Origin of the sequence: Geodermatophilus sp. YIM 151500 (genome assembly GCF_025716945.1) — a bacterium.
In the GTDB taxonomy this organism is placed as follows: domain Bacteria; phylum Actinomycetota; class Actinomycetes; order Mycobacteriales; family Geodermatophilaceae; genus YIM-151500.
This window is the reverse complement of the sequence record NZ_JAOVZT010000016.1, coordinates 12,359-31,624: the sequence shown is the minus strand read 5'-3', so window position 1 is coordinate 31,624 and position 19,266 is coordinate 12,359. Positions and strand designations below refer to the sequence as shown.

Annotated in this window: 19 protein-coding genes and 1 pseudogene; 18 read left to right on the top strand and 2 right to left on the bottom strand. The window is 76.9% G+C overall.

The window, feature by feature from the left end:
• The 7 genes and pseudogenes from OF117_RS20045 to OF117_RS20015 form a co-directional block, all read left to right on the top strand.
• Window positions 1-693, top strand: a pseudogene (locus tag OF117_RS20045) (hypothetical protein); the annotation flags it as partial.
• Between the two features lie 286 nt (window positions 694-979).
• A complete protein-coding gene (gene rplU / locus OF117_RS20040) occupies window positions 980-1,294 on the top strand; it encodes a 50S ribosomal protein L21 (protein WP_263554620.1) in 315 nt (104 codons plus the stop codon).
• Between the two features lie 7 nt (window positions 1,295-1,301).
• On the top strand, window positions 1,302-1,556 hold the full coding sequence (rpmA, locus tag OF117_RS20035; RefSeq protein ID WP_263554619.1) for a 50S ribosomal protein L27: 255 nt from the start codon (window positions 1,302-1,304) through the stop codon (window positions 1,554-1,556).
• A 131-nt stretch (window positions 1,557-1,687) separates the two neighbouring features.
• Complete coding sequence (gene obgE / locus OF117_RS20030) at window positions 1,688-3,190, top strand: GTPase ObgE (RefSeq protein ID WP_263554618.1); 1,503 nt, start codon at window positions 1,688-1,690, stop codon at window positions 3,188-3,190.
• On the top strand, window positions 3,187-4,338 hold the full coding sequence (gene proB, locus OF117_RS20025; protein ID WP_263554617.1) for a glutamate 5-kinase: 1,152 nt from the start codon (window positions 3,187-3,189) through the stop codon (window positions 4,336-4,338). The genes obgE and proB overlap by 4 nt, the downstream gene beginning before the upstream one ends.
• 130 nt (window positions 4,339-4,468) lie before the next feature.
• A complete protein-coding gene (def, locus tag OF117_RS20020; protein WP_263554616.1) occupies window positions 4,469-4,960 on the top strand; it encodes a peptide deformylase in 492 nt (163 codons plus the stop codon).
• 52 nt (window positions 4,961-5,012) lie between these two features.
• A complete protein-coding gene (locus tag OF117_RS20015; RefSeq protein WP_263554615.1) occupies window positions 5,013-5,636 on the top strand; it encodes a GNAT family N-acetyltransferase in 624 nt (207 codons plus the stop codon).
• Between the two features lie 42 nt (window positions 5,637-5,678).
• On the opposite strand, the gene OF117_RS20010 is transcribed toward OF117_RS20015, so the two are convergent.
• Window positions 5,679-6,338, bottom strand: coding sequence for a maleylpyruvate isomerase family mycothiol-dependent enzyme (locus OF117_RS20010; RefSeq protein WP_263554614.1), 660 nt, complete (start codon window positions 6,336-6,338; stop codon window positions 5,679-5,681).
• A gap of 71 nt (window positions 6,339-6,409) precedes the next feature.
• On the opposite strand from OF117_RS20010, the gene OF117_RS20005 reads away from it, so the two are divergent.
• From OF117_RS20005 to holA, 11 genes are all read left to right on the top strand, one after another.
• Window positions 6,410-6,856, top strand: coding sequence for a MarR family winged helix-turn-helix transcriptional regulator (locus OF117_RS20005; protein ID WP_263554613.1), 447 nt, complete (start codon window positions 6,410-6,412; stop codon window positions 6,854-6,856).
• 125 nt (window positions 6,857-6,981) lie between these two features.
• Window positions 6,982-8,235, top strand: coding sequence for a glutamate-5-semialdehyde dehydrogenase (locus tag OF117_RS20000; RefSeq protein WP_263554612.1), 1,254 nt, complete (start codon window positions 6,982-6,984; stop codon window positions 8,233-8,235).
• A 57-nt stretch (window positions 8,236-8,292) separates the two neighbouring features.
• On the top strand, window positions 8,293-9,180 hold the full coding sequence (locus tag OF117_RS19995; RefSeq protein ID WP_263554611.1) for an AAA family ATPase: 888 nt from the start codon (window positions 8,293-8,295) through the stop codon (window positions 9,178-9,180).
• The gene (locus tag OF117_RS19990; RefSeq protein ID WP_263554610.1) at window positions 9,180-10,628 is read left to right on the top strand and encodes a vWA domain-containing protein; all 1,449 of its coding nucleotides are present in this window, start codon (window positions 9,180-9,182) and stop codon (window positions 10,626-10,628) included. Before OF117_RS19995 ends, OF117_RS19990 begins: the two co-directional genes overlap by 1 nt.
• Before the next feature lie 296 nt (window positions 10,629-10,924).
• A complete protein-coding gene (nadD, locus tag OF117_RS19985; protein ID WP_263554609.1) occupies window positions 10,925-11,650 on the top strand; it encodes a nicotinate-nucleotide adenylyltransferase in 726 nt (241 codons plus the stop codon).
• Window positions 11,647-12,144, top strand: coding sequence for a ribosome silencing factor (gene rsfS, locus OF117_RS19980; RefSeq protein WP_263554608.1), 498 nt, complete (start codon window positions 11,647-11,649; stop codon window positions 12,142-12,144). Before nadD ends, rsfS begins: the two co-directional genes overlap by 4 nt.
• A 44-nt stretch (window positions 12,145-12,188) precedes the next feature.
• The gene (locus tag OF117_RS19975; RefSeq protein ID WP_263554607.1) at window positions 12,189-12,995 is read left to right on the top strand and encodes a histidine phosphatase family protein; all 807 of its coding nucleotides are present in this window, start codon (window positions 12,189-12,191) and stop codon (window positions 12,993-12,995) included.
• Between the two features lie 56 nt (window positions 12,996-13,051).
• Window positions 13,052-13,933 carry a DegV family protein gene (locus tag OF117_RS19970; RefSeq protein ID WP_263554606.1) on the top strand — a complete coding sequence of 294 codons (882 nt, stop codon included), beginning with the start codon at window positions 13,052-13,054 and terminating at the stop codon, window positions 13,931-13,933.
• A gap of 224 nt (window positions 13,934-14,157) precedes the next feature.
• Entirely contained in the window at window positions 14,158-15,054 is an 897-nt protein-coding gene (locus OF117_RS19965; RefSeq protein WP_263554605.1) for a ComEA family DNA-binding protein, read from the top strand.
• On the top strand, window positions 15,051-17,648 hold the full coding sequence (locus tag OF117_RS19960) for a ComEC/Rec2 family competence protein (protein ID WP_263554604.1): 2,598 nt from the start codon (window positions 15,051-15,053) through the stop codon (window positions 17,646-17,648). The genes OF117_RS19965 and OF117_RS19960 overlap by 4 nt, the downstream gene beginning before the upstream one ends.
• Window positions 17,649-17,660: 12 nt before the next feature.
• Window positions 17,661-18,665, top strand: coding sequence for a DNA polymerase III subunit delta (gene holA / locus OF117_RS19955; RefSeq protein WP_263554603.1), 1,005 nt, complete (start codon window positions 17,661-17,663; stop codon window positions 18,663-18,665).
• A 136-nt stretch (window positions 18,666-18,801) separates the two neighbouring features.
• On the opposite strand, the gene rpsT is transcribed toward holA, so the two are convergent.
• Window positions 18,802-19,062: a 30S ribosomal protein S20 gene (gene rpsT / locus OF117_RS19950; protein WP_263554602.1), complete on the bottom strand. Its 261-nt coding sequence runs from the start codon at window positions 19,060-19,062 to the stop codon at window positions 18,802-18,804.
• Window positions 19,063-19,266 lie beyond the last annotated feature (204 nt).

Genomic DNA, 19,266 nt, shown 5'->3' with positions numbered 1-19,266 from the left:
AAGGACACCGCCAGAGACACCGCGAGGGACACCGCGAGGGACACGGCCAAGGACACCGGCAGGGACACCGCGCGGGACGGCGGCCGCGAGCTGGTCGCGGCCGGCGGGACGTCCGGTCCCGACGGGGCCGGGCCGGACGACGACACCGGGGGTCCGCGCTCGGGTGGCCGCCGCAACCGCGGACGGCGCAACCGCGGGCAGGCCGGGGAGGAGCTCGAGGCCGAGGACGCCGCCATCCTGACCGCCTCGCGCGCCGACGAGACCGCCTCGCGCGCCGACGAGACCGCCTCGCGCGCCGACGAGCAGGACGCGGGCGGCACCGGCGAGCAGGACGCGGGCGGCACCGGCGAGGCGGACGCGGGCGGCGGTGACGCCGGCTCCCGGACCGCTGTCGAGGCCGCCGCGGCGCAGCCGGTCACCCTCGACGCCCGGCCGGTCGCGGCCGCGGACCTGCCGGAGGTGGCCGCGCCGGAAGTTGCCGTGCCGGAAGTTGCCGTGCCGGAAGTTGCCGTGCCGGAAGCTGCCGTGCCGGAAGTGCCCGTGCCCGCCGAGACCCCGGCCGCCGAGCCCGCCGTCGAGGACGCGACCGCCGGGACCGCGGCGGCCGAGGCGCCCGCCGAGGAGCACCCGCCACTGCTGGCCCGACCGCGCCGGCGCCGGGGGGCGAGCCGCCCGGCGGGACCGCCCGCCTGAGGAGAGCCCCCGCCCACGCGGGCGCGGGGGCGGGCCCCCGGACGGGGCCAGCCCGCTCCCCGCACGCGCGGGCCGGGCGCGGGTGCGTCGGGGGAGCGGGGTCACCCTGGCCCGTTCGACCGGCGCGCCGCCGCTCGGGTACGCTGGCCAGGTTGCATCGTCCCGGGCCGGGCACCTCGCGGTGCCGGCTGGCCGGCGGGCAACCCGTCCCGCACCCGGTGCCCGGCACCGGTCGTGCGCGCAGGACACCCTGCAGGACACGAGGGAACCGATCGAGGAGTCAGTGGTGTACGCAGTCGTGAAGGCCGGTGGCCGGCAGCACAAGGTGGCCGTGGGCGACCGGTTCACGGTCAACCGTCTCGCGGGTGAGGCGGGCGACACCGTCACCCTCCCGGCGGTGCTCCTGGTCGACGGCGACACCGTGACCACCGACGCGGGCAAGCTGGCCGGCGTGACCGTGACCGGCGAGATCGTCCGCCACGGCAAGGGCCCGAAGATCCGCATCCACAAGTTCAAGAACAAGACCGGCTACCACAAGCGGCAGGGGCACCGTCAGCCCCTCACCGACGTCGTGGTCCGCGACATCAAGACGAAGGGCTGACGCCGACATGGCACACAAGAAGGGCGCCTCGTCCTCCCGCAACGGCCGCGACTCGAACGCCCAGCGGCTGGGCGTCAAGCGCTTCGGCGGCCAGGTCGTGAAGGCCGGCGAGATCATCGTCCGCCAGCGCGGCACCCACTTCCACCCCGGGCTCGGCGTCGGCCGCGGCGGCGACGACACGCTGTTCGCCCTGCAGCCGGGCGCGGTCACCTTCGGCACCCGGCGGGGACGCAAGACCGTCTCCATCACCGCGGTCGAGTAGAGGACCATCCTTCCCCCCACGCCTCGCAGGCTCGGCGCGGGCCCTGGAGGATGACCGTTCCACACCCCCACGAGCGCACGGGCCCGACCGGGCTCGTGCGCTCGTTGCGTTCCGATCGGTAGGTAGAACCCATGGCGGCCTTCGTCGACCGGGTCGTCGTGCACGTCGCCGCCGGCAACGGCGGGCACGGCGTGGCCTCGGTCCACCGCGAGAAGTTCCGACCCCTCGGCGGCCCGGACGGCGGCAACGGTGGCGACGGTGGCGACGTCGTCCTCGAGGTGGACCCCAACGTCCACACGCTGCTGGACTTCCACCACCGCCCGCACCAGCGGGCCGGCAACGGCCGCCCCGGTGCGGGCAGCAACCGGCACGGGGCGCGCGGCGAGGACCGCGTCCTCCGCGTGCCGGCCGGCACCGTCGTCAGCACGCCCGACGGCCGGGTCATCGCCGACCTCGTCGGCGCCGGCACCCGGGTGGTGCTGGCCGCCGGAGGCAAGGGCGGCCTCGGCAACGCCGCGCTGGCCAACCCGCGGCGCAAGGCACCCGGCTTCGCCCTGCTCGGCGAGCCCGGCGAGGCCTTCGACGCGGTCATCGAGCTCAAGAGCGTCGCCGACGTCGGCCTGGTCGGCTTCCCGTCGGCCGGCAAGTCGTCGCTGATCGCGGCCATGTCGGCGGCCCGCCCGAAGATCGCCGACTACCCGTTCACCACGCTGGTGCCCAACCTCGGGGTGGTCCGCTCCGGCGACGTCACCTACACGATGGCCGATGTCCCCGGGCTCATCCCGGGCGCCTCGGCCGGCAAGGGCCTGGGCCTGCAGTTCCTGCGGCACGTCGAGCGCTGCGCGGTGCTCGTGCACGTGGTCGACATGGCCACGCTGGAGCCGGGGCGCGACCCGGAGAGCGACGTCGCCGCGGTCGAGCAGGAGCTGCGCGCCTACGGCGGCGAGGAGCTCGACCTGGTGGGCCGGCTCCGGATCGCCGTCCTCAACAAGATCGACGTGCCCGACGGCCGGGAGCTGGTCGATCTGGTCCGCGGGTCGCTCGAGCGGCGCGGCCTGCGGGTGTTCCCGGTCAGCGCCGCGACGGGGGAGGGGCTGACCGAGCTCGGCTACGCCCTCGCTGCCGCGGTCGAGGAGCACCGGGCGTCGCTGCCCCCGCCGGAGCCCGCCCGCGTCGTCGTGCGCCCGCGGGCGGTCGACGACGCCGGGTTCACCGTGGCGCGCGATGCGGACGACGTCGACGCCTTCGTCGTCCGCGGCGCGAAGCCGGAGCGGTGGGTGCGGCAGACCGACTTCACCAACGACGAGGCCGTCGGCTACCTCGCCGACCGGCTCAACCGGTTGGGGGTCGAGGTCGCCTTGGCCGAGGCCGGTGCCCGCGAGGGCGACGCGGTCACGATCGGCGGGGTCACCTTCGACTTCGTGCCGACCCTGCCGGCCGGGACGCTGACGGCCGAGGAGACCGCCGGGCTCGGCGGCCGCGGCACCGACGCGCGCATCGACGCCCCCACCCGGGTCCGCGCGTCCGAGCGGCTGGCGGCCAAGAAGGCCCGGCGGGTGCCGTACGAGGTGACCGAGGCGGGCTGGACCGACGAGGAGCTCGCCGGGCTGGAAGCCCCGGACGACGACCGGTGAGCGGGACCGTGCCCGGGACGCCCGCGGCCGCCGTCCGGCCGGAGATCGCCGCTGCGGCGCGGGTGGTCGTGAAGGTGGGCTCGTCGTCGCTGACCACGCTGCCCGGTGGCCTCGACGAGGAGCGGCTGAGGGCCCTGGTCGACGTGCTCGCTGCCGTCCGGGCGGCCGGGCGCCAGGTCGTGCTGGTCTCGTCCGGCGCGATCGCCGCCGGGCTCGCCCCGCTGGGGCTGACCGGGCGGCCGCGCGACCTGGCCACCGCGCAGGCCGCGGCGAGCGTCGGCCAGCTGCGGCTGGTGCAGACCTACGCCGACGCCTTCGCCCGCCACGGCATCACCGTCGGCCAGGTGCTGCTCACCGCCGACGACCTCACCCGGCGCGGGCACTACCGCAACGCCCGGCAGACCGTGGAGCGGCTGCTGTCCCTCGGCGTGCTGCCGATCGTCAACGAGAACGACACGGTCGCCACCGAGGAGATCCGCTTCGGCGACAACGACCGGCTGGCCGCGCTCGTGGCGCACGTGGCGGTGGCCGACGCCCTGCTGCTGCTCTCCGACGTCGACGGCGTCTACGACGGTGATCCGCGCACCGGCCCGGCCGCGCTCATCGACACCGTGCGCGGCCGGGCGGACCTCGCCGCGGTCACGCTGGGCCGCGCCAGCCGCAACGGCGTCGGCACCGGCGGCATGGCCACGAAGGTGGAGGCGGCGCTGATCGCCTCGGGGGCCGGCGTCCCCGTCGTCGTCACCTCGACCGCGGCGGCGCCCGCGGCGCTGGCCGGCGAGCGGGTGGGCACGCTGTTCGCCGTCACCGGCCGGCGGCCCAGCGCCCGGCAGTTCTGGCTGCGCTACGCCAGCCGGCCGCGGGGCCGGCTGCTGCTCGACGCGGGAGCGGTGCGGGCGGTGCGCGAGCGCGGCGCCTCACTGCTGGCCGCCGGCATCACCGGGGTCGTCGGCGACTTCCTCGCCGACGACCCGGTCGAGCTGGTGGGTCCGGACGGCGGGGTCGTCGCACGGGGTCTGGTGGCCTACGACGCCCGGGAGTTGCCGGAGCTGCTCGGCCGCAAGACCGGCGAGCTCGACCCGGAGTACCGCCGCGAGGTGGTGCACCGCGACGAGATGGTGCTGCTCGGCCGCCGCGCGGTGCACTGACCGAGAAGCGTGTGCGCCGGCGCGGAGTTCCGGGCGTCGGAACTCCGCGCCGGCGCACACACCCGGTGGTCCCCCGGCCCGGCGACCTCCCGGCCGGGTGGCCGTCCGGTGGGCTGAGAGACTGCCGCGCGTGACGATCCGCCCCATCCGCGAGCTCGGCGACCCCGTGCTGCGCACGCCCGCCGATCCGGTCCGGGCCTTCGACCGCGAGCTGGCGGCCCTCGTGCGCGACCTCGAGGAGACCGTCGACCACCCCGGCCGGGCCGGCCTGGCCGCGCCGCAGATCGGCGTCAGCGCCCGGGTGTTCTCGCTCAACATCGACGGCGTCATCCAGCACCTGGTGAACCCGAGGATCACCGAGCTGTCCGACGAGCTGCAGGAGGGCGACGAGGGCTGCCTGTCGGTGCCGGGCCTGTGGGCCCCGACCACGCGGGCGATGCACGCCGTCGTGGAAGGCTTCGACGTGCACGGCGAGCCGCGGACGGTCAAGGGCAGCGGGCTGATGGCCCGCGCGCTGCAGCACGAGGTCGACCACCTCGACGGCAAGGTGTTCCTCGACCGGCTCACCGGCGACGCGCGCAGGCGGGCCCTGCGAGCGTTGCGCGAGCGGACAGGGGCGTGAGCACCGCAGCGGGGAACGCGCGAGGAGCGGAGCGCGCCGCGGGAGCGAGCCCGTGGTGCCGCGAGCGGACCCCGGGCGCCGGGTGAACCTGCAGCCGGTGGTGCTCCGCGGCGACGTCGTCGTCCTCGAGCCGCTCGTCCCCGACCACCACGACGAGCTGGTCACGGCCGCGTCGGACGGGCGGCTGTGGGAGCTCTGGTACACGTCGGTGCCGTCACCGGAGGGGATGCGGGCCGAGATCGACCGGCGGCTCGCCGAGCAGCTGGCCGGCACGATGCTGCCCTTCACCGTGCGCCGGGTGGCCGACGACCGGGTCGTCGGCATGTCGACGTACATGAACGTCGACGCCGACGTGCCCCGGCTGGAGATCGGCTCGACCTGGACGGCGCGCTCGGCCCAGGGCACCGGCGTCAACGCCGAGAGCAAGCTGCTGCTGCTCGGCCAGGCCTTCGAGGTGCTCGGCTGCGTCGCGGTGGAGTTCCGCACGCACTGGCACAACCGGCAGTCGCGGGCGGCGATCGAGCGGCTGGGCGCCAAGCAGGACGGCGTCCTGCGCAACCACCGCCGCCTCCCCGACGGCTCGTTGCGCGACACCGTCGTCTACTCGATCACCGACGCGGAGTGGCCCGCCGTCCGCAACGGACTGCGCCACCGGTTGGCCGCCCGCCGGGGCTGACCGGCAGCCGACCACCCCGGGGGCGAGCGGGCCGGCGACCGATCAGCCGGGCCTCCCCGTCGGCTCGGCCCGGCCGCCGCGGCGCGCCGCGAGCCGGTGCGCGCCCTCGCCGTCGAGCTGGTCGAGGGCGGCGTCGCGCCCGGTCACCAGCAGCAGCAGCGCGGCCACCGGCCCCTCGACGGGGGCGCCGGAGCCGACGGTCCAGTCGGTGTCGGTGGCGGTCAGCCGGAGCCCGGACAAGCGGCGCCGGGCCCGGAAGGGGAAGCCCGTGTCCCACACCCGCTGGGCGGCCGCGACGGCCGCCGGGACCGGCACGGGCCGGGTCCGGCCGAGCGGGAGCGCGATGTCCTGGCCGTGCACGAGGACGTCGGTCAACGGCTCGAGCGGGGTGACGAACGGGGCCGTGCGGCGGGAGCCGACCATGGCCCGCAGCCGCCGCGCGTACTCGGCGCGCGGCAGGGGAGCGGCCCGCAGGGCGGCGTCGCGGATCATCCGGTCGAAGCTGCCGCGCGCCCGGACGGCGCCGACCAGCACCCCACCCAGCCCCATGTGCGCCTGGGTGAGGTGCGTCGCGACGTCGGCCACGCGCCAGGCGTCGCACAGCGACGGCGTCACCCACTCCGCCGGGGACAGGTCGTCGAGCAGGTCCGCCAGGCTGGACCGCTCCACGTCGACGGTCCGCCACACCGCGTCGAGATCCACGACGCCTCCCCCCGATTGGTACGATGTTCTGACCAATATCGTCAGATCATCTGACCGTGTCAAGGGGTGGCATGAGCGACGGCGCGGCGGACCGCCAGAACCTCGGCGTCCTGTGCTTCTACCCCCACCGGGCGATGGAGGCGCGCATCCTCGCCGCCCTGGCGGCCGCCGGGTTCGACGACATCACCGCGGCCCAGGGGCGGATCGCGGCCCGGATCGGCCGGGACGGCACCCGGCTGACCGACCTCGCCGAGCGGGCCCTGGTGACCAAGCAGACGGCCGGGCACCTGGTCGACCAGCTGGAGCGTTCCGGGTACGTCGAGCGCGTGCCCGACCCGACGGACGCGCGCGCCCGGCTGGTCCGGATGGCCCGGCGCGGGCAGGCGGCCGTGGCGGTGGCCCGCCGGGTCGAGGCCGAGGTGGAGGCCGAGTGGACGGCTTACCTGGGGGAGGAGGTCACCGCCGGTCTGCGGGCCGCCCTCGAGCGGCTGCGCGAGATCACCGACCCCTTCCGGTGAGCCGGCCGCCCCTTCACCGCCGCGATCACGGCGGTGCGGAAGCGACGCGCCCTCCGCCAGCGGCGTGTCGCCTCCCGGTATCCATGATCGTCGGCGAGGGAGGGGCGCCGCGTAGGCTCGTCGTCGTGCCCGCCGCCGCCGACCTGCCGCTGATCGGAGCCGCCGCGCTGCGCGCGCGGGCGGCCGCCCGGGTGCTGCGCACCCTGCCCACCGACGTCAAGGACGGCGCCCTGTCGGCGATGGCCGACGCGTTGGTCGAGCGCACCGACGAGGTGCTCGCCGCCAACGCCGCCGACGTGGCCGCCGCGGAGGCCGACGGCACCGCGCCGGCGATCGTCGACCGGCTGCGGCTGGACGCCGCTCGGGTGGCCGGCGTGGCCGCGGCCCTGCGCGAGCTCGTCGCGCTGCCCGATCCGGTCGGCGACGTCGTCCGCGGATCGACGCTGCCCAACGGGCTGCAGCTCCGGCAGGTGCGGGTGCCCCTCGGCGTGGTCGGCATCGTCTACGAGGCCCGCCCGAACGTCACCGTCGACGCGGCCGGGCTCTGCCTCAAGAGCGGCAACGCCGCGCTGCTGCGCGGGTCGGCCTCGGCCTTCCGCACCAACACCGCGCTGGTCGCCGTCCTGACCGAGGCGGCGGAGAAGGCGGGCCTGCCCGTCGGCTCGGTCGAGCTGCTGCCCACCGACCGCGCGTCGGTCGGCGAGCTGCTCGGCGCGCGCGGGCTGGTCGACGTGGTGATCCCGCGCGGCGGGGCCTCGCTGATCGAGCGGGTGGTGCGCGAGTCGACCGTCCCGGTGATCGAGACCGGGGTCGGCAACTGCCACGTGTACGTCGACGCCTCCGCCGACGCCGCGATGGCCGAGGCGATCGTGCTCAACGCCAAGACCCAGCGGGTGAGCGTGTGCAACGCCGCCGAAACCCTGCTGGTGCACCGCGACGTGCCGTTCCTGCCGCGGTTGCTCGGCGCGCTGGTCGACGCCGGGGTGACGGTGCACGGTGACGACTCCGCCCGTGCGGCGCACGGCGCCGTCGTCCCGGCGACCGACGACGACTGGGCCGCCGAGTACCTGTCGATGGACATGGCCGTGCGCGTCGTCGACGACCTGCCCGCCGCCCTGGAGCACATCGCGCGGTGGGGCAGCGGCCACTCCGAGGCGATCGTCGCCGACTCGGCCCGCGCCATCGCCTCGTTCACCGCCGGGGTCGACGCCGCCGCCGTGCTGGTCAACGCCTCCACCCGGTTCACCGACGGCGGCGAGTTCGGGTTCGGCGCGGAGATCGGGATCAGCACGCAGAAGCTGCACGCCCGGGGTCCGCTGGGCCTGCCCGAGCTCACCTCGACCACCTACGTCGTCACCGGCAGCGGGCACGTCCGCTAGAGGCCCGTCCGCCGCCGGGCTCCGGGCCCGCGGCGTCCCGCCGTCCCGAGGAGCCGCATGCCCCGCCCGCCGTCCCAGGCCCCGCACTTCTCCTCGGTCGCCGACGTGACCAAGCGGCTGTCGGCCGCCGGATACCTGCCCGACGCGCAGATCTCGACGACGGTGTTCCTGGCCGACCGGCTGGGCAAGCCGCTGCTGGTCGAGGGCCCGGCCGGGGTCGGCAAGACCGAGCTGGCCAAGGCGCTGGCCACGGCGACCGGGGCCGAGCTGATCCGGCTGCAGTGCTACGAGGGCCTGGACGAGGCGCGGGCGCTCTACGAGTGGAACTACAAGAAGCAGCTGCTCCGGATCCAGGCGGCGCAGGGCGCCGGCGGTGCCGACTGGGACACCGTGCACGACGACATCTTCGGCGAGGAGTTCCTGCTCGCCCGGCCGCTGCTGACCGCGATCCGGCGCAGCGAGCCGACCGTGCTGCTGGTCGACGAGACCGACAAGGCCGACGTCGAGGTCGAGGGCCTGCTGCTGGAGGTGCTGTCGGATTTCCAGGTGACCATCCCCGAGCTGGGCACGGTCACCGCCGTCCGCCGGCCGACCGTGGTGCTCACCTCCAACGCCACCCGGGAGCTGTCGGAGGCGCTCAAGCGCCGCTGCCTGTACCTGGCGCTCGACTACCCCTCGGCCGAGCGGGAGCGGGAGATCGTGCTGTCCCGGGTGCCCGACCTCGGGCCGGGGCTGGTCGAGCAGCTGGTGCGCACGGTCCGCGCGCTGCGGGCACTCGAGCTGAAGAAGTCGCCGTCGATCGCCGAGACGCTCGACTGGGCGCAGACGCTGCTGGAGCTGGGGCTGGACACCCTCGACGAGCCGGCGGTGCGCTCGACCCTGGGCGTGGTGCTCAAGCACGCCAGCGACCAGGAGCGGGCCGCCGCCGAGCTGCGGCTGAACTGATGGTCGCCCCGGCTCCCGGTCCCGCCGCCCCGCCGTACGAGCCCGGCGGGCTCGCCGGGCACCTCGACGGGTTCGTCCGCGCCGTCCGCGAGGCTGGGATCCCCGTCGGGATCAGCCAGGCCGTGGACGCCGCGGAGATCCTCACCGTCGTCGACCTCCTCGACCGCGAGCAGCTCCGGCACGGCCTGGCCGCGGTGCTGCTGCAGCGCGCCGCGCAGCGGCCGACCTACGACGTCCTGTTCGACCTGTGGTGGCCGCTGGGCGACCGCCTCCCGGCCGCGCCGGACGCGGACGACGGCACCGCGGAGCGGGACGCGGACCGGCCGGGTTCGACGCTCGACCTGCCCGACGGCGCGGACCTCGCGTCGGTGCTGCGCGAGGAGCTGTTCCGCCTGCTGCTGGAGGGCGACGACGAGGCGTTGCGCCGCCTGGCCCGCGACGCGGTGGAGACCTTCGGCCGGACCCCGCCCTCGCCGTCCGGCCAGTCGTTCTTCAGCTACCGGGTGTTCCGCGCGCTGTCGCCGGACACCCTGGTGACCCGGCTGCTCGCCGGCCTGCTCGGCGACGGCGACCGCGGTGGGCTCGCCGAGCAGGTGGCGCGGCAGACGGTGCGCGAACGGCAGGCGGCCTTCCGCGCGGCGGTCGAGGCGGAGGTCCGCCGGCGGACGGCGGCCGAGCGCGGGCGGGACCGGGTCGCGAAGAGCGCCGTCCGCCCGCTGGTCGACCAGGTCGACTTCCTGCGCGCGCAGTCCGCCGACCTGGCGGAGCTGCGCCGGGCCGTCGGGCCGCTCGCCCGGCGGCTGGCGGTGCGCCTCTCCGCGCGGCGGCGGCTGGGCCGCGAGGGGCGGCTGGACTTCCGGCGCACGGTGCGGGCCTCGCTGGGCACCGGCGGCGTGCCGGTGGTCACCCACCACCGCCCGCGGAAGGTGCACAAGCCGGAGCTGGTCGTGCTCTGCGACGTCAGCGGCTCGGTGGCCGGGTTCAGCCACTTCACCCTGATGCTCACCCAGGCGCTGCGCGAGCACTTCACCGGTGTGCGGGCCTTCGCGTTCGTCGACACCACCGACGAGGTCACCCGGTTCTTCCGGCCCGGGGCCGACGTGGTCGACGCGGTTGCCCGGATCGGCCGGGAGGCCGACGTCGTCGGCTTGGACGGGCACAGCGACTACGGCACCGCGTTCGAGGCGTTCGTCGACCGGTGGCCGGGCGTCGTCGGGCCGAAGACGTCGCTGCTGGTGCTGGGCGACGGCCGGACCAACTACCGCCCGCCCGGTCTGCCGGTGCTCGCCGACGTGGTGCGCCGGGCGCGCTCGGCGCACTGGCTCAACCCGGAGCCGCGCCGGCTGTGGGGCAGCGGCGACTCGGCCGCCGACCGGTACGGCGAGGTGGTCGACATGGTCGAGTGCCGCAACGCCGCCCAGCTGGCCGAGTTCGTCACGACGCTCTGACCGCTCCGGTCGTCACGACGGCGCCGGATCGGTCGGAGGCCTCCGGGGGTTCCGGCCGACCGGGTGTGACCTCGGCAACTGATCGGAAGAGGGCCGTAACCTCCGCGGCCTCCGGCCGTTGAGCACGGTGACGTCGTGACCGCCCGCACCGCCCGGTCGAACCGTGCCAGATGTGTGCGAGCGGCTCCCGACCGGCTGCACGGGGGGGCCGGTCGGGCGTGCGGCGGTCGGGACGCCGGGGATGCCGGCGTCGGTCCACACGGGCCGGCGCCGGTGTGCCCGGATACGCTCGATCGGTGATCGGCGGCCGGATCGGGGTGATGGGTGGGACGTTCGACCCCATCCACCACGGTCACCTGGTCGCCGCGAGCGAGGTCGCCGGTCTGTTCGGTCTCGACGAGGTCGTCTTCGTGCCGACCGGGCAGCCGTGGCAGAAGTCCGAGCGCGCGGTCAGCCCGGCCGAGGACCGCTACCTCATGACGGTCATCGCGACCGCGTCCAACCCGCGCTTCTCGGTCAGCCGCGTCGACATCGACCGCGGTGGCCTGACCTACACCATCGACACGCTCACCGACCTGCGCGAGCAGCGGCCCGACGCGGAGCTGTTCTTCATCACCGGTGCCGACGCCCTGGCGCAGATCGTCAGCTGGCGCGACAACGACCGCCTGTTCGAGCTGGCCCGCTTCGTCGGCGTGACCCGGCCGGGCTTCCACCTCGCCGTCTCCCACCTGCCCCAGGGGGTGGTCAGCCTGGTGGAGGTGCCCGCGATGGCGATCAGCTCGACCGACTGCCGGGAGCGCGTCGGCCGCGGGATGCCGGTCTGGTACCTGGTGCCCGACGGCGTCGTCCAGTACATCGAGAAGCGCGGGCTGTACCGGGAGGGTCCGCGGCGGCCGAACGCCCCCACGCCCCGCTCGCGCGCCGTCCGCGACCCCGGCCCCGACGGCCGCGACGAGCGGCCCGTGCCGGCCTCCACCGACCCCGAGGGTCCCGATCCCCAGCACCAGGAGGTGCCGCGATGACCGCCTCGGTCGAGGCGACGGAGACCGCTCTGCTCGCCGCCCAGGCGGCGGCCGACAAGCTGGCCACCGACGTGTCCATCGTCGACGTCAGCGAGCGGCTGGCCATCACCGACGCCTTCGTGCTCGCCTCGGCACCCAACGAGCGGCAGGTGCAGGCGATCGTCGACGAGGTCGAGGAGCGGCTGCGGCAGCACGGCGTGAAGCCCGTCCGGCGAGAGGGCGTCGCGGAGTCGCGCTGGGTGCTGCTCGACTTCGTCGACGTGGTGGTCCACGTGCAGCACGCGGAGGAGCGCGCCTACTACGCCCTCGAGCGGCTCTGGAAGGACTGCCCGACCATCCCCTTCGCCGACCGGGACGCCCCGGCGAGCCGCCCCGCCGACAGCGCGGCGGGGGAGCTCCTCTCCGCGGACGACGTCGATCCCGGCAGCGCCGACCCGACCCCGCTGGAGCCGCCGCCCGACGGCCGGCCGGACGCCGGGCCGACCGACCGGTGACGGGACCGGCCGAGAACGCCGGTCCCGCGGCCGGGGACCTGGAGGTGTCCACCCCCCGGGCGGCCGCGGCCCACTCTGCCCGGGGCGACTCCGCCCGGGCGGACTCCGCCCGGGCGGCCGCGGCGGACGGCGTCCGCCCGGCGCTGCCGGTGTCGCGGGTGCTCGTCTGGCGGCACGGGCGGACCGCCTGGAACGTCGACGGCCGCTTCCAGGGCCAGTTGGACCCTCCGTTGGTCGAGACCGGGCGGCGCGAGGCCGCCCGGGCAGCCCGGCAGATGCTCGCCGACGGACTGCGCGCCGACGGCACCGTCGTGGTCTCCAGCGACCTGGTGCGCGCGGTCGACACGGCGGCCGCGCTCACCGACCTGCTCGGGGTGCCGTTGCGGGTGGACGCGCGGCTGCGCGAGCACGGCCTCGGCAGCTGGGAGGGCCTGACCCGCGCCGAGGTGGCCGACCGCTTCCCGGAGCAGTACGCCGACTGGCGCGCGGGGCGGCCGGTGCGCGGCCGCGGCGGCGAGGAACCGGCCGACGTGGTCGCCCGCGCCCTCGCCGCCCTCGGTGACCTCCCGCGGGCGGAGACCGCGGTGGTCGTGACCCACTCCGGCACCGCCGGTCGGCTGCTCGAGGCGCTGCTGGCCCTCGGACCGGAGCACCGGCGCGTCCTCGGCCCGCTCGCCAACTGCGCGTGGAGCGAACTGGCCGTCCAGGGCCCGCGCTGGCGGCTGGTACGGCACAACGTCGCCCCGTCGCACGCTGCGGACGGCGTGGAGGGCGCGCCCCGGCGCGGCACCTCCGGCAGCCCCGAGGAGGGTGCGCCCAGCCGGGCCGACGACGCCGAAGCCGCCGGCTGACGCACCGCCCGCCCGACGGCCCCGGGCAGCGGTGGCCGGGCGGCTAGCCTCGCCGGGTGCCCGTCGCCGTCGTCACCGACTCGTCGGCCTCGCTGCCCGACGAGCTGGTCGGGAGCTACGGCATCGAGGTGGTGCCGCTCTACGTCGTCCTCGCCGGACGGTCCGGCCGGGAGGGCGAGGACATCGGGCCCGACGACGTCGCCCGGGCACTCACCCTGCGCGGCCAGCAGGTCTCCACCTCGCGACCCACCCCCGGCGACTTCGTCGCCGCCTTCCGGCGGTGCCTGGACCGCGGCGCCGACCGGCTCGTGGCCGTGCACCTGTCGGCCGAGCTGTCGGGCACGTGGGACGCGGCGCGCCTGGCGGCCGCTCAGGTCGGCGAGCACCTGGTGACCGTGGTCGACTCGCGCTCGGCCGCGATGGGCTCGGGTTTCGCCGTGCTCGCCGCCGCGCGCGCCGCGGCCGGCGGCGCGAACGCCGACGAGGTCGCCTCCGTCGCGGTCCGCACCGCCGCCGCCACGCGCACCTTCTTCGTCGTCGACACGCTGGAGTACCTGCGCCGCGGCGGCCGGATCGGGGCCGCCGCGGCGGTGCTGGGGTCCGCGCTCGCGGTCAAGCCCGTTCTGCACGTGCACGAGGGGCGGGTCGTACCGCTGGAGAAGGTGCGCACCACGGCACGCGCGGTGCACCGGCTGGTGCAGCGGGCGGCGGAGGCGGCCGCGGGTGCGCCGGTGTCGGTGGCGGTGCACCACCTGGCCGCAGCCGACCGGGCCGAGCGGTTGGCCGGCGAGCTGCGCGACCGCCTGCCCGACCTGGTGGAGCTGCACGTGAGCGAACTCGGCGCGGCGATCGGCGCGCACGTCGGCCCGGGTGCCGTCGGCGTGGTCGTGTCGCCCACCGACGGGCCGCTGGTCTCGGCGCCTCCTCCGTCGACCTGAGCCGCCCCGGGGCGCCGTCCCGCCGGCCGCGGAAATGCGGGGACCGCCCGCCGGCGCGCGGCCGCACGGCGGGCACGCGGCGGGAGGACGGTTCGGGACGGACACCCGCGTCACCCTGGCCGATCCGGCGCCGGGGCGTCGCGCCCCGTCCACAGGCCCGGTCGCCGTCCACAGATCCGCTCGACCGGCCCCTCCGCAGGGCGGGTCCCTCCTAGCGTCCGGCCGTGCGCCTCTCCGCCCGCCGTCCCGACGATGCCGACGTCATCCGTGCCCGGTTGCGCGCGCTGCTGCAGGAGGCCGAGCGGCCGTCCGGCTGGGTGCCCGACGACCTCGAGGGTGACCGGTGCCCGGTGGAGCCGCCGGCGGCTCCGGACCGCTCGCCCGAAGGACCGGACGGGCCCACGGACGACGAGTGCGCCCTGCCCGCCGGCCTGGGACGGCACCGCACCCCCGGCACGGCCGCCCGGTGGGACACGGGGCGTCCCGGCGCACGGGCGCTCTGGTCGGCCGGGCTGCTCGCCGTCGTGCTCCTGCTCGGGTGGACCTGGCTGGACCGGCCCCGGGTCGAGCCGGTCCCCGCCGGTCCCGCGGGCGCGGCCGGACCGGGAGCGGAGGCGACCGCCGGATCGGCAGCCGGGTCGGTGGGCGCACCGCCCGCGACCCCTTCGGTGGGAACCGCCGCCGAGGCGACGGCTCCGGTCGTCGTGTCCGTCGTCGGCCTCGTCGTCCGCCCGGGCCTGGTGACCCTGCCGGCGGGCGCCCGCGTCGCCGACGCGGTCGCCGCGGCCGGCGGCCTCCTGCCGGAGGCCGATCCGGCGTCGGTCAACCTGGCCGCACCGCTGTCCGACGGCCAGCAGGTGGCAGTGGGCGCACCCGGGGCGCCCGCAGCCCCACCCGCTGCCGCCGGCGCGGCGACCCCGGACGGTCCGGTGACGGTGAACCTCAACACCGCGACCGAGGCCGAGCTCGACGCGCTGCCCGGCATCGGTCCGGTGCTGGCCGGGAGGATCGTCGACCACCGCACCCGCCACGGCCCCTTCCGGAGCGTCGACCAGCTGGACGACGTCCCCGGGATCGGTCCGGCGGTGTTCGAGGGCGTGGCCGGGGCGGTGACCGTGTGAGTTGGCCCGCGGACGCTCTGATCGCCCGCGTCCGCCGGTCGGTTGCTTTCCGGCCGGTGCCGTCGGTGCAACCCGGCCGGTGGATCTGGGTCGACCTGCGCCTGGTACCGGTGGCCGGCGCCGTGTGGGCGACGAGCGTCCTGGCGCCGCACGTCCCGGCGCCCGCGCTGGCGACGGCGGTGCTTGTCTGCGCCGCCGCGAGCGCGATCCTCCGCCGCCGGGCCGCGCGCCGGGCGGTCGGCGCCGTGCTGGCCGTGCTCGCGGCGATCGCGGTCACCGCCGGCCTGGCCGCCGGTCGCGCGGTCGCCCGCGGCACCTCCCCGCTGGCCGACCTGGCGCGGACCGGCGCCGTCGCCGACGTCGAGCTGCGGCTCGACGGCGACCCGCGGCTCCTCGCCGGCGGAGCGCCGGGCCGGATCGTCGCCGACGCCACGGTCACGGCGTTGGCCGGTGCCCGGCCCGTGAACGACCTGGACGCCGCGGTGGTGCTGTTCGCCCCGGCGGACGGCTGGCTCGACCTGCTGCCCGGCCAAGCGGTGGCGGTCCGCGTCGAGGCATCACCGCCACGGCCCGGTGACCTACTGGTGGCGACCCTCTCCGCCCGGGGGCCACCGGAGCCGCTCGGGACGCTGGGCCCGGCGCAGCGGGCCGCCGGGGTGCTGCGGGCGGGGCTGGCGGACGCCGCCGCAAGACTGCTGCCCGACCGGCCGGCCGGCCTGCTGCCCGGTCTCGTCGTCGGCGACACCCGGGACCTGGACCCGGTGCTCGACGACGAGTTCCGGCGGGCCGGGCTGAGCCACCTGACCGCGGTCTCGGGCGCGAACGTGGCGATCGCGCTGACTGCCGTCCTCTGGCCGCTGCGCCGCCGCGCGGTCGACCGCCGGGTGCAGGCGCTCGTGGGGGTTGCCGCGCTGCTGGCGTTCGTCGTGCTGGCCCGGCCCGGCGCCAGCGTGGTCCGCGCCGCCGCGATGGGTGCGGTGACGCTGTGGGGACTGGCGGCCGGGCGACCGCGCGCGGCGATGCCGGCCCTGGGCGCGGCGGTGACCGTCCTCCTCCTCGCCGTGCCCGAGCTGGCCCGCGATCCCGGCTTCGCGCTGTCGGTGGCCGCGACGGCGGCGATCGTGCTGCTGGCGCCCGGGTGGTCGCGCCGTCTGCGCGACCACGGCTGGCCGCCGGCCCTCGCCGACGCGGTCGCCGTGGCCGCGTCCGCCGGGCTCGCGACGGCACCGCTGGTCGCCGGGCTGTCCGGCTCGGTGAGCATCGTGTCCCTGCCGGCGAACCTGCTGGCCGTGCCCGCCGTGGCGCCGGCGACGGTGCTGGGCCTGGCCGCGACCGTGCTGGGCCCGCTCGTCCCGCCGCTCGCCGACCTCCTGGTGTGGCTGGCCGGCTGGCCGACGCGCTGGCTGGTGCTCGTCGCGGAGCGCGCCGCGGGGCTGCCGGACGCCGTGGCCGGCTGGCCGGCGGGCACGCGGGGGGCCGTGCTGCTCACTGCGCTGCTGCTGCTCTGCGGCGGCCTCCTGTGGCGGTTCCGACGGCTGCGACCGCTCGCCCTGGTGGCGCTCGTGGCCCTGGTCGCGGTCGGGTGGCCGCTGCGGCAATTCGCCCGGGGCTGGCCGCCGTCCGACACCGTGCTGGTGGCCTGCGACGTCGGCCAGGGGGACGCGCTGGTGGTGCCGACCGCCCCCGGCGCCGCCGTGCTCGTCGACGCCGGTCCCGACGTCGGCGCCGTCGACCGCTGCCTGGACCGGCTGGGCGTCGACGTCCTGCCGCTCGTGCTCCTCTCCCACCTCGACGCCGACCACGTCGACGGCCTCGCCGGCGCGCTGACCGGGCGCCGGGTGGGCACGGTTGCGACGGGCACCCTCCCGCCCTCCGACGAGCGCGCCGCCGGGCTGGACGCCCTGCTGCGGCGCCGCGGCGTTCCCCGCACCGTCCTGGCGCCGGGGGACCGGCGCGACGTGGGGGACGTACGCGTGGACGTCCTCGCCCCGGCACCGGAGCAGGCGACGGCGAGCACGACCGGGAACGACCTCTCCCTGGTGGTGCGGGTCAGCCGGAACGGCCTGCGGATCCTGCTGACCGGCGACCTGGGCGCCGAGGCCGAGGGGCGCATCCTCCGAGCGGGCACCGACCTGCGGGCCGACGTGCTGAAGGTGCCGCACCACGGCAGCGGGGACGCCGATCCGGCCTTCCTCGCCGCCACTGGCGCACGGGTCGCCCTGGTCTCGGTCGGGGCCGACAACCGGTACGGCCATCCCGCCGCCCGGCTGCTGACCTGGCTGGGGCGGGCGGGCATGCGGGTCCACCGCACCGACCGGGAGGGCGACCTGGCCGTGGCCGGGACGGCGGGCCGCTGGGGTGTCGCGGCCCGCGGTCGGGCGGCCGGGGGCGGAGCGGTGGCGCGCCCGGCCGGGGACGGCGGGGGATGGGTACGTCCACCCGGGGGCGCCGGAGCGATGGCACGCCCGGCCGGTCCGGTCGATGCCGGTGGAGGCGGAGCCGGGCCGGCGGCACCGGTCGTCCCCGTCCCAGGGGCGACGACTCGGGGTCGCGGCGCACTGCGCCGGGACGCCAGGACTGTCGGTGGTCCGTGACACCATGCTCGGGTGCCTGCCGCCGCCGTGGAGCCGACCTCGCGCCTGCGCGTGGTCGTGGGCGAGGAGGAGCTGCTGCGGTCCCGCGCCGTCGCCGCCGTCCGGGCGGCGGTGCTCGCCCGCAACCCGCAGGCGGAGGTGCACGAGCTCGCCGCGGCGGGTCTTCCGCCCGGTCAGCTCGCCGACGTGCTGGCCCCCTCGCTGTTCGGCGGGCACCGGCTGGTCGTGGTCACCGGCGTGCACGAGGCCGCCGGCGCACTCGCCGACGCCCTGACCGGCTACGCGAAGGCGCCCGACCCCGACCTGACGCTCGTGGTGGTGCACGCGGGCGGCAAGCGCAACGAGGCCCTGCTCAAGGCGTTCAGGGCGGCGGGTGCAGCCGTCGATGAGTGCCCCAAGCTCACCTCGGCCGGCGACCGGGCGGCGTTCGTCCGCAACGAGGTGCGCAGTTCCGGCGGTCGGATCTCCGCCGACGCCGTCGCCGCGCTGGTCGACGCCGTGGGCGCCGATCTGCGGGCGCTGTCGGCAGCGGCCGGGCAGCTGGTGTCGGACTTCGGCGGCAGCATCGACGCCGACGCCGTCGCCCGGTTCCACCGCGGCCAGGCCGAGGTCAGCGGATTCACCGTCGCGGAGCGGGTGCTCGTCGGCGACCGCGCCGGCTCGCTGGAGGCGCTGCGGTGGGCGCTGCAACGCGGCGTCGCGCACGTGCTCGTCGCCGACGCGATCGCCGACGGCGTCCGGACCGCCGCGCGCGTCAGCTCGCTGGCGAGCACCAACCCCGGCGAGCTCGCGCGGGTGCTCAAGATGCCGCCGTGGAAGGTGAAGAAGGCCCAGGCGCAGTCACGGGGTTGGAGCATCGAGGGCCTCCAACAGGCCCTCCGTGTGGCCGCCGAACTGAACGCCGACGTCAAGGGGGCGGCGGCCAGCGCCGACTACGCCCTGGAGCGGGCGATCCGCCGGATCGTCGCCATCCGCGCGCAGACCGGCCGCGGGAGCCGGGTCCGCTCCGGCCGCTGAGCGGCGCACCCGGGGAGAGAACCGCCCGACGCGACGAGCCCCCGTCCCGGAGCGGGCGGGGGCTCGTCGCGTCAGGGCACCGGAGCGGAGTGCTCCGGACGACACCTCCGGGAGTGGCGCCTCGGAGGGTGGCGCCTCAGAGGGTGGCGGCGCGCTTGGCCATGCCGGACTTCCGGTTGGCCGCCTGGTTCTTGTGGATGATGCCCTTGCTGGCGGCCTTGTCCAGCGCCTTGCTGGCGACCTGCAGCGCGCTCACCGCAGCCTCCTTGTCCCCGGCGTCGGCCGCGGTGCGGAACCGTCGGACCGCCGTCTTCAAGGCGGACTTGACCGCGACGTTGCGCTGGCGTGCCTTCTCGTTGGTCTTGTTCCGCTTGATCTGGGACTTGATGTTCGCCACGCGTGAGCCTCGGTGTCTCGCTGGGGGAATCTGACAACGCGTCCGGGCGGCGGGCGCCAGCGGACCGGCCTGCCAAGATACCAGCGCGGGTACCGGCGACCCAACCCGACCGCCTCTCCGGGCCGCCTCCCCGGCGCCGCCTCCCGGGCCGCCGCCTCTCCCGGCGCCGCCTCTCCCGGGCCGCCGCCTCTCCCGGGCCGCCGC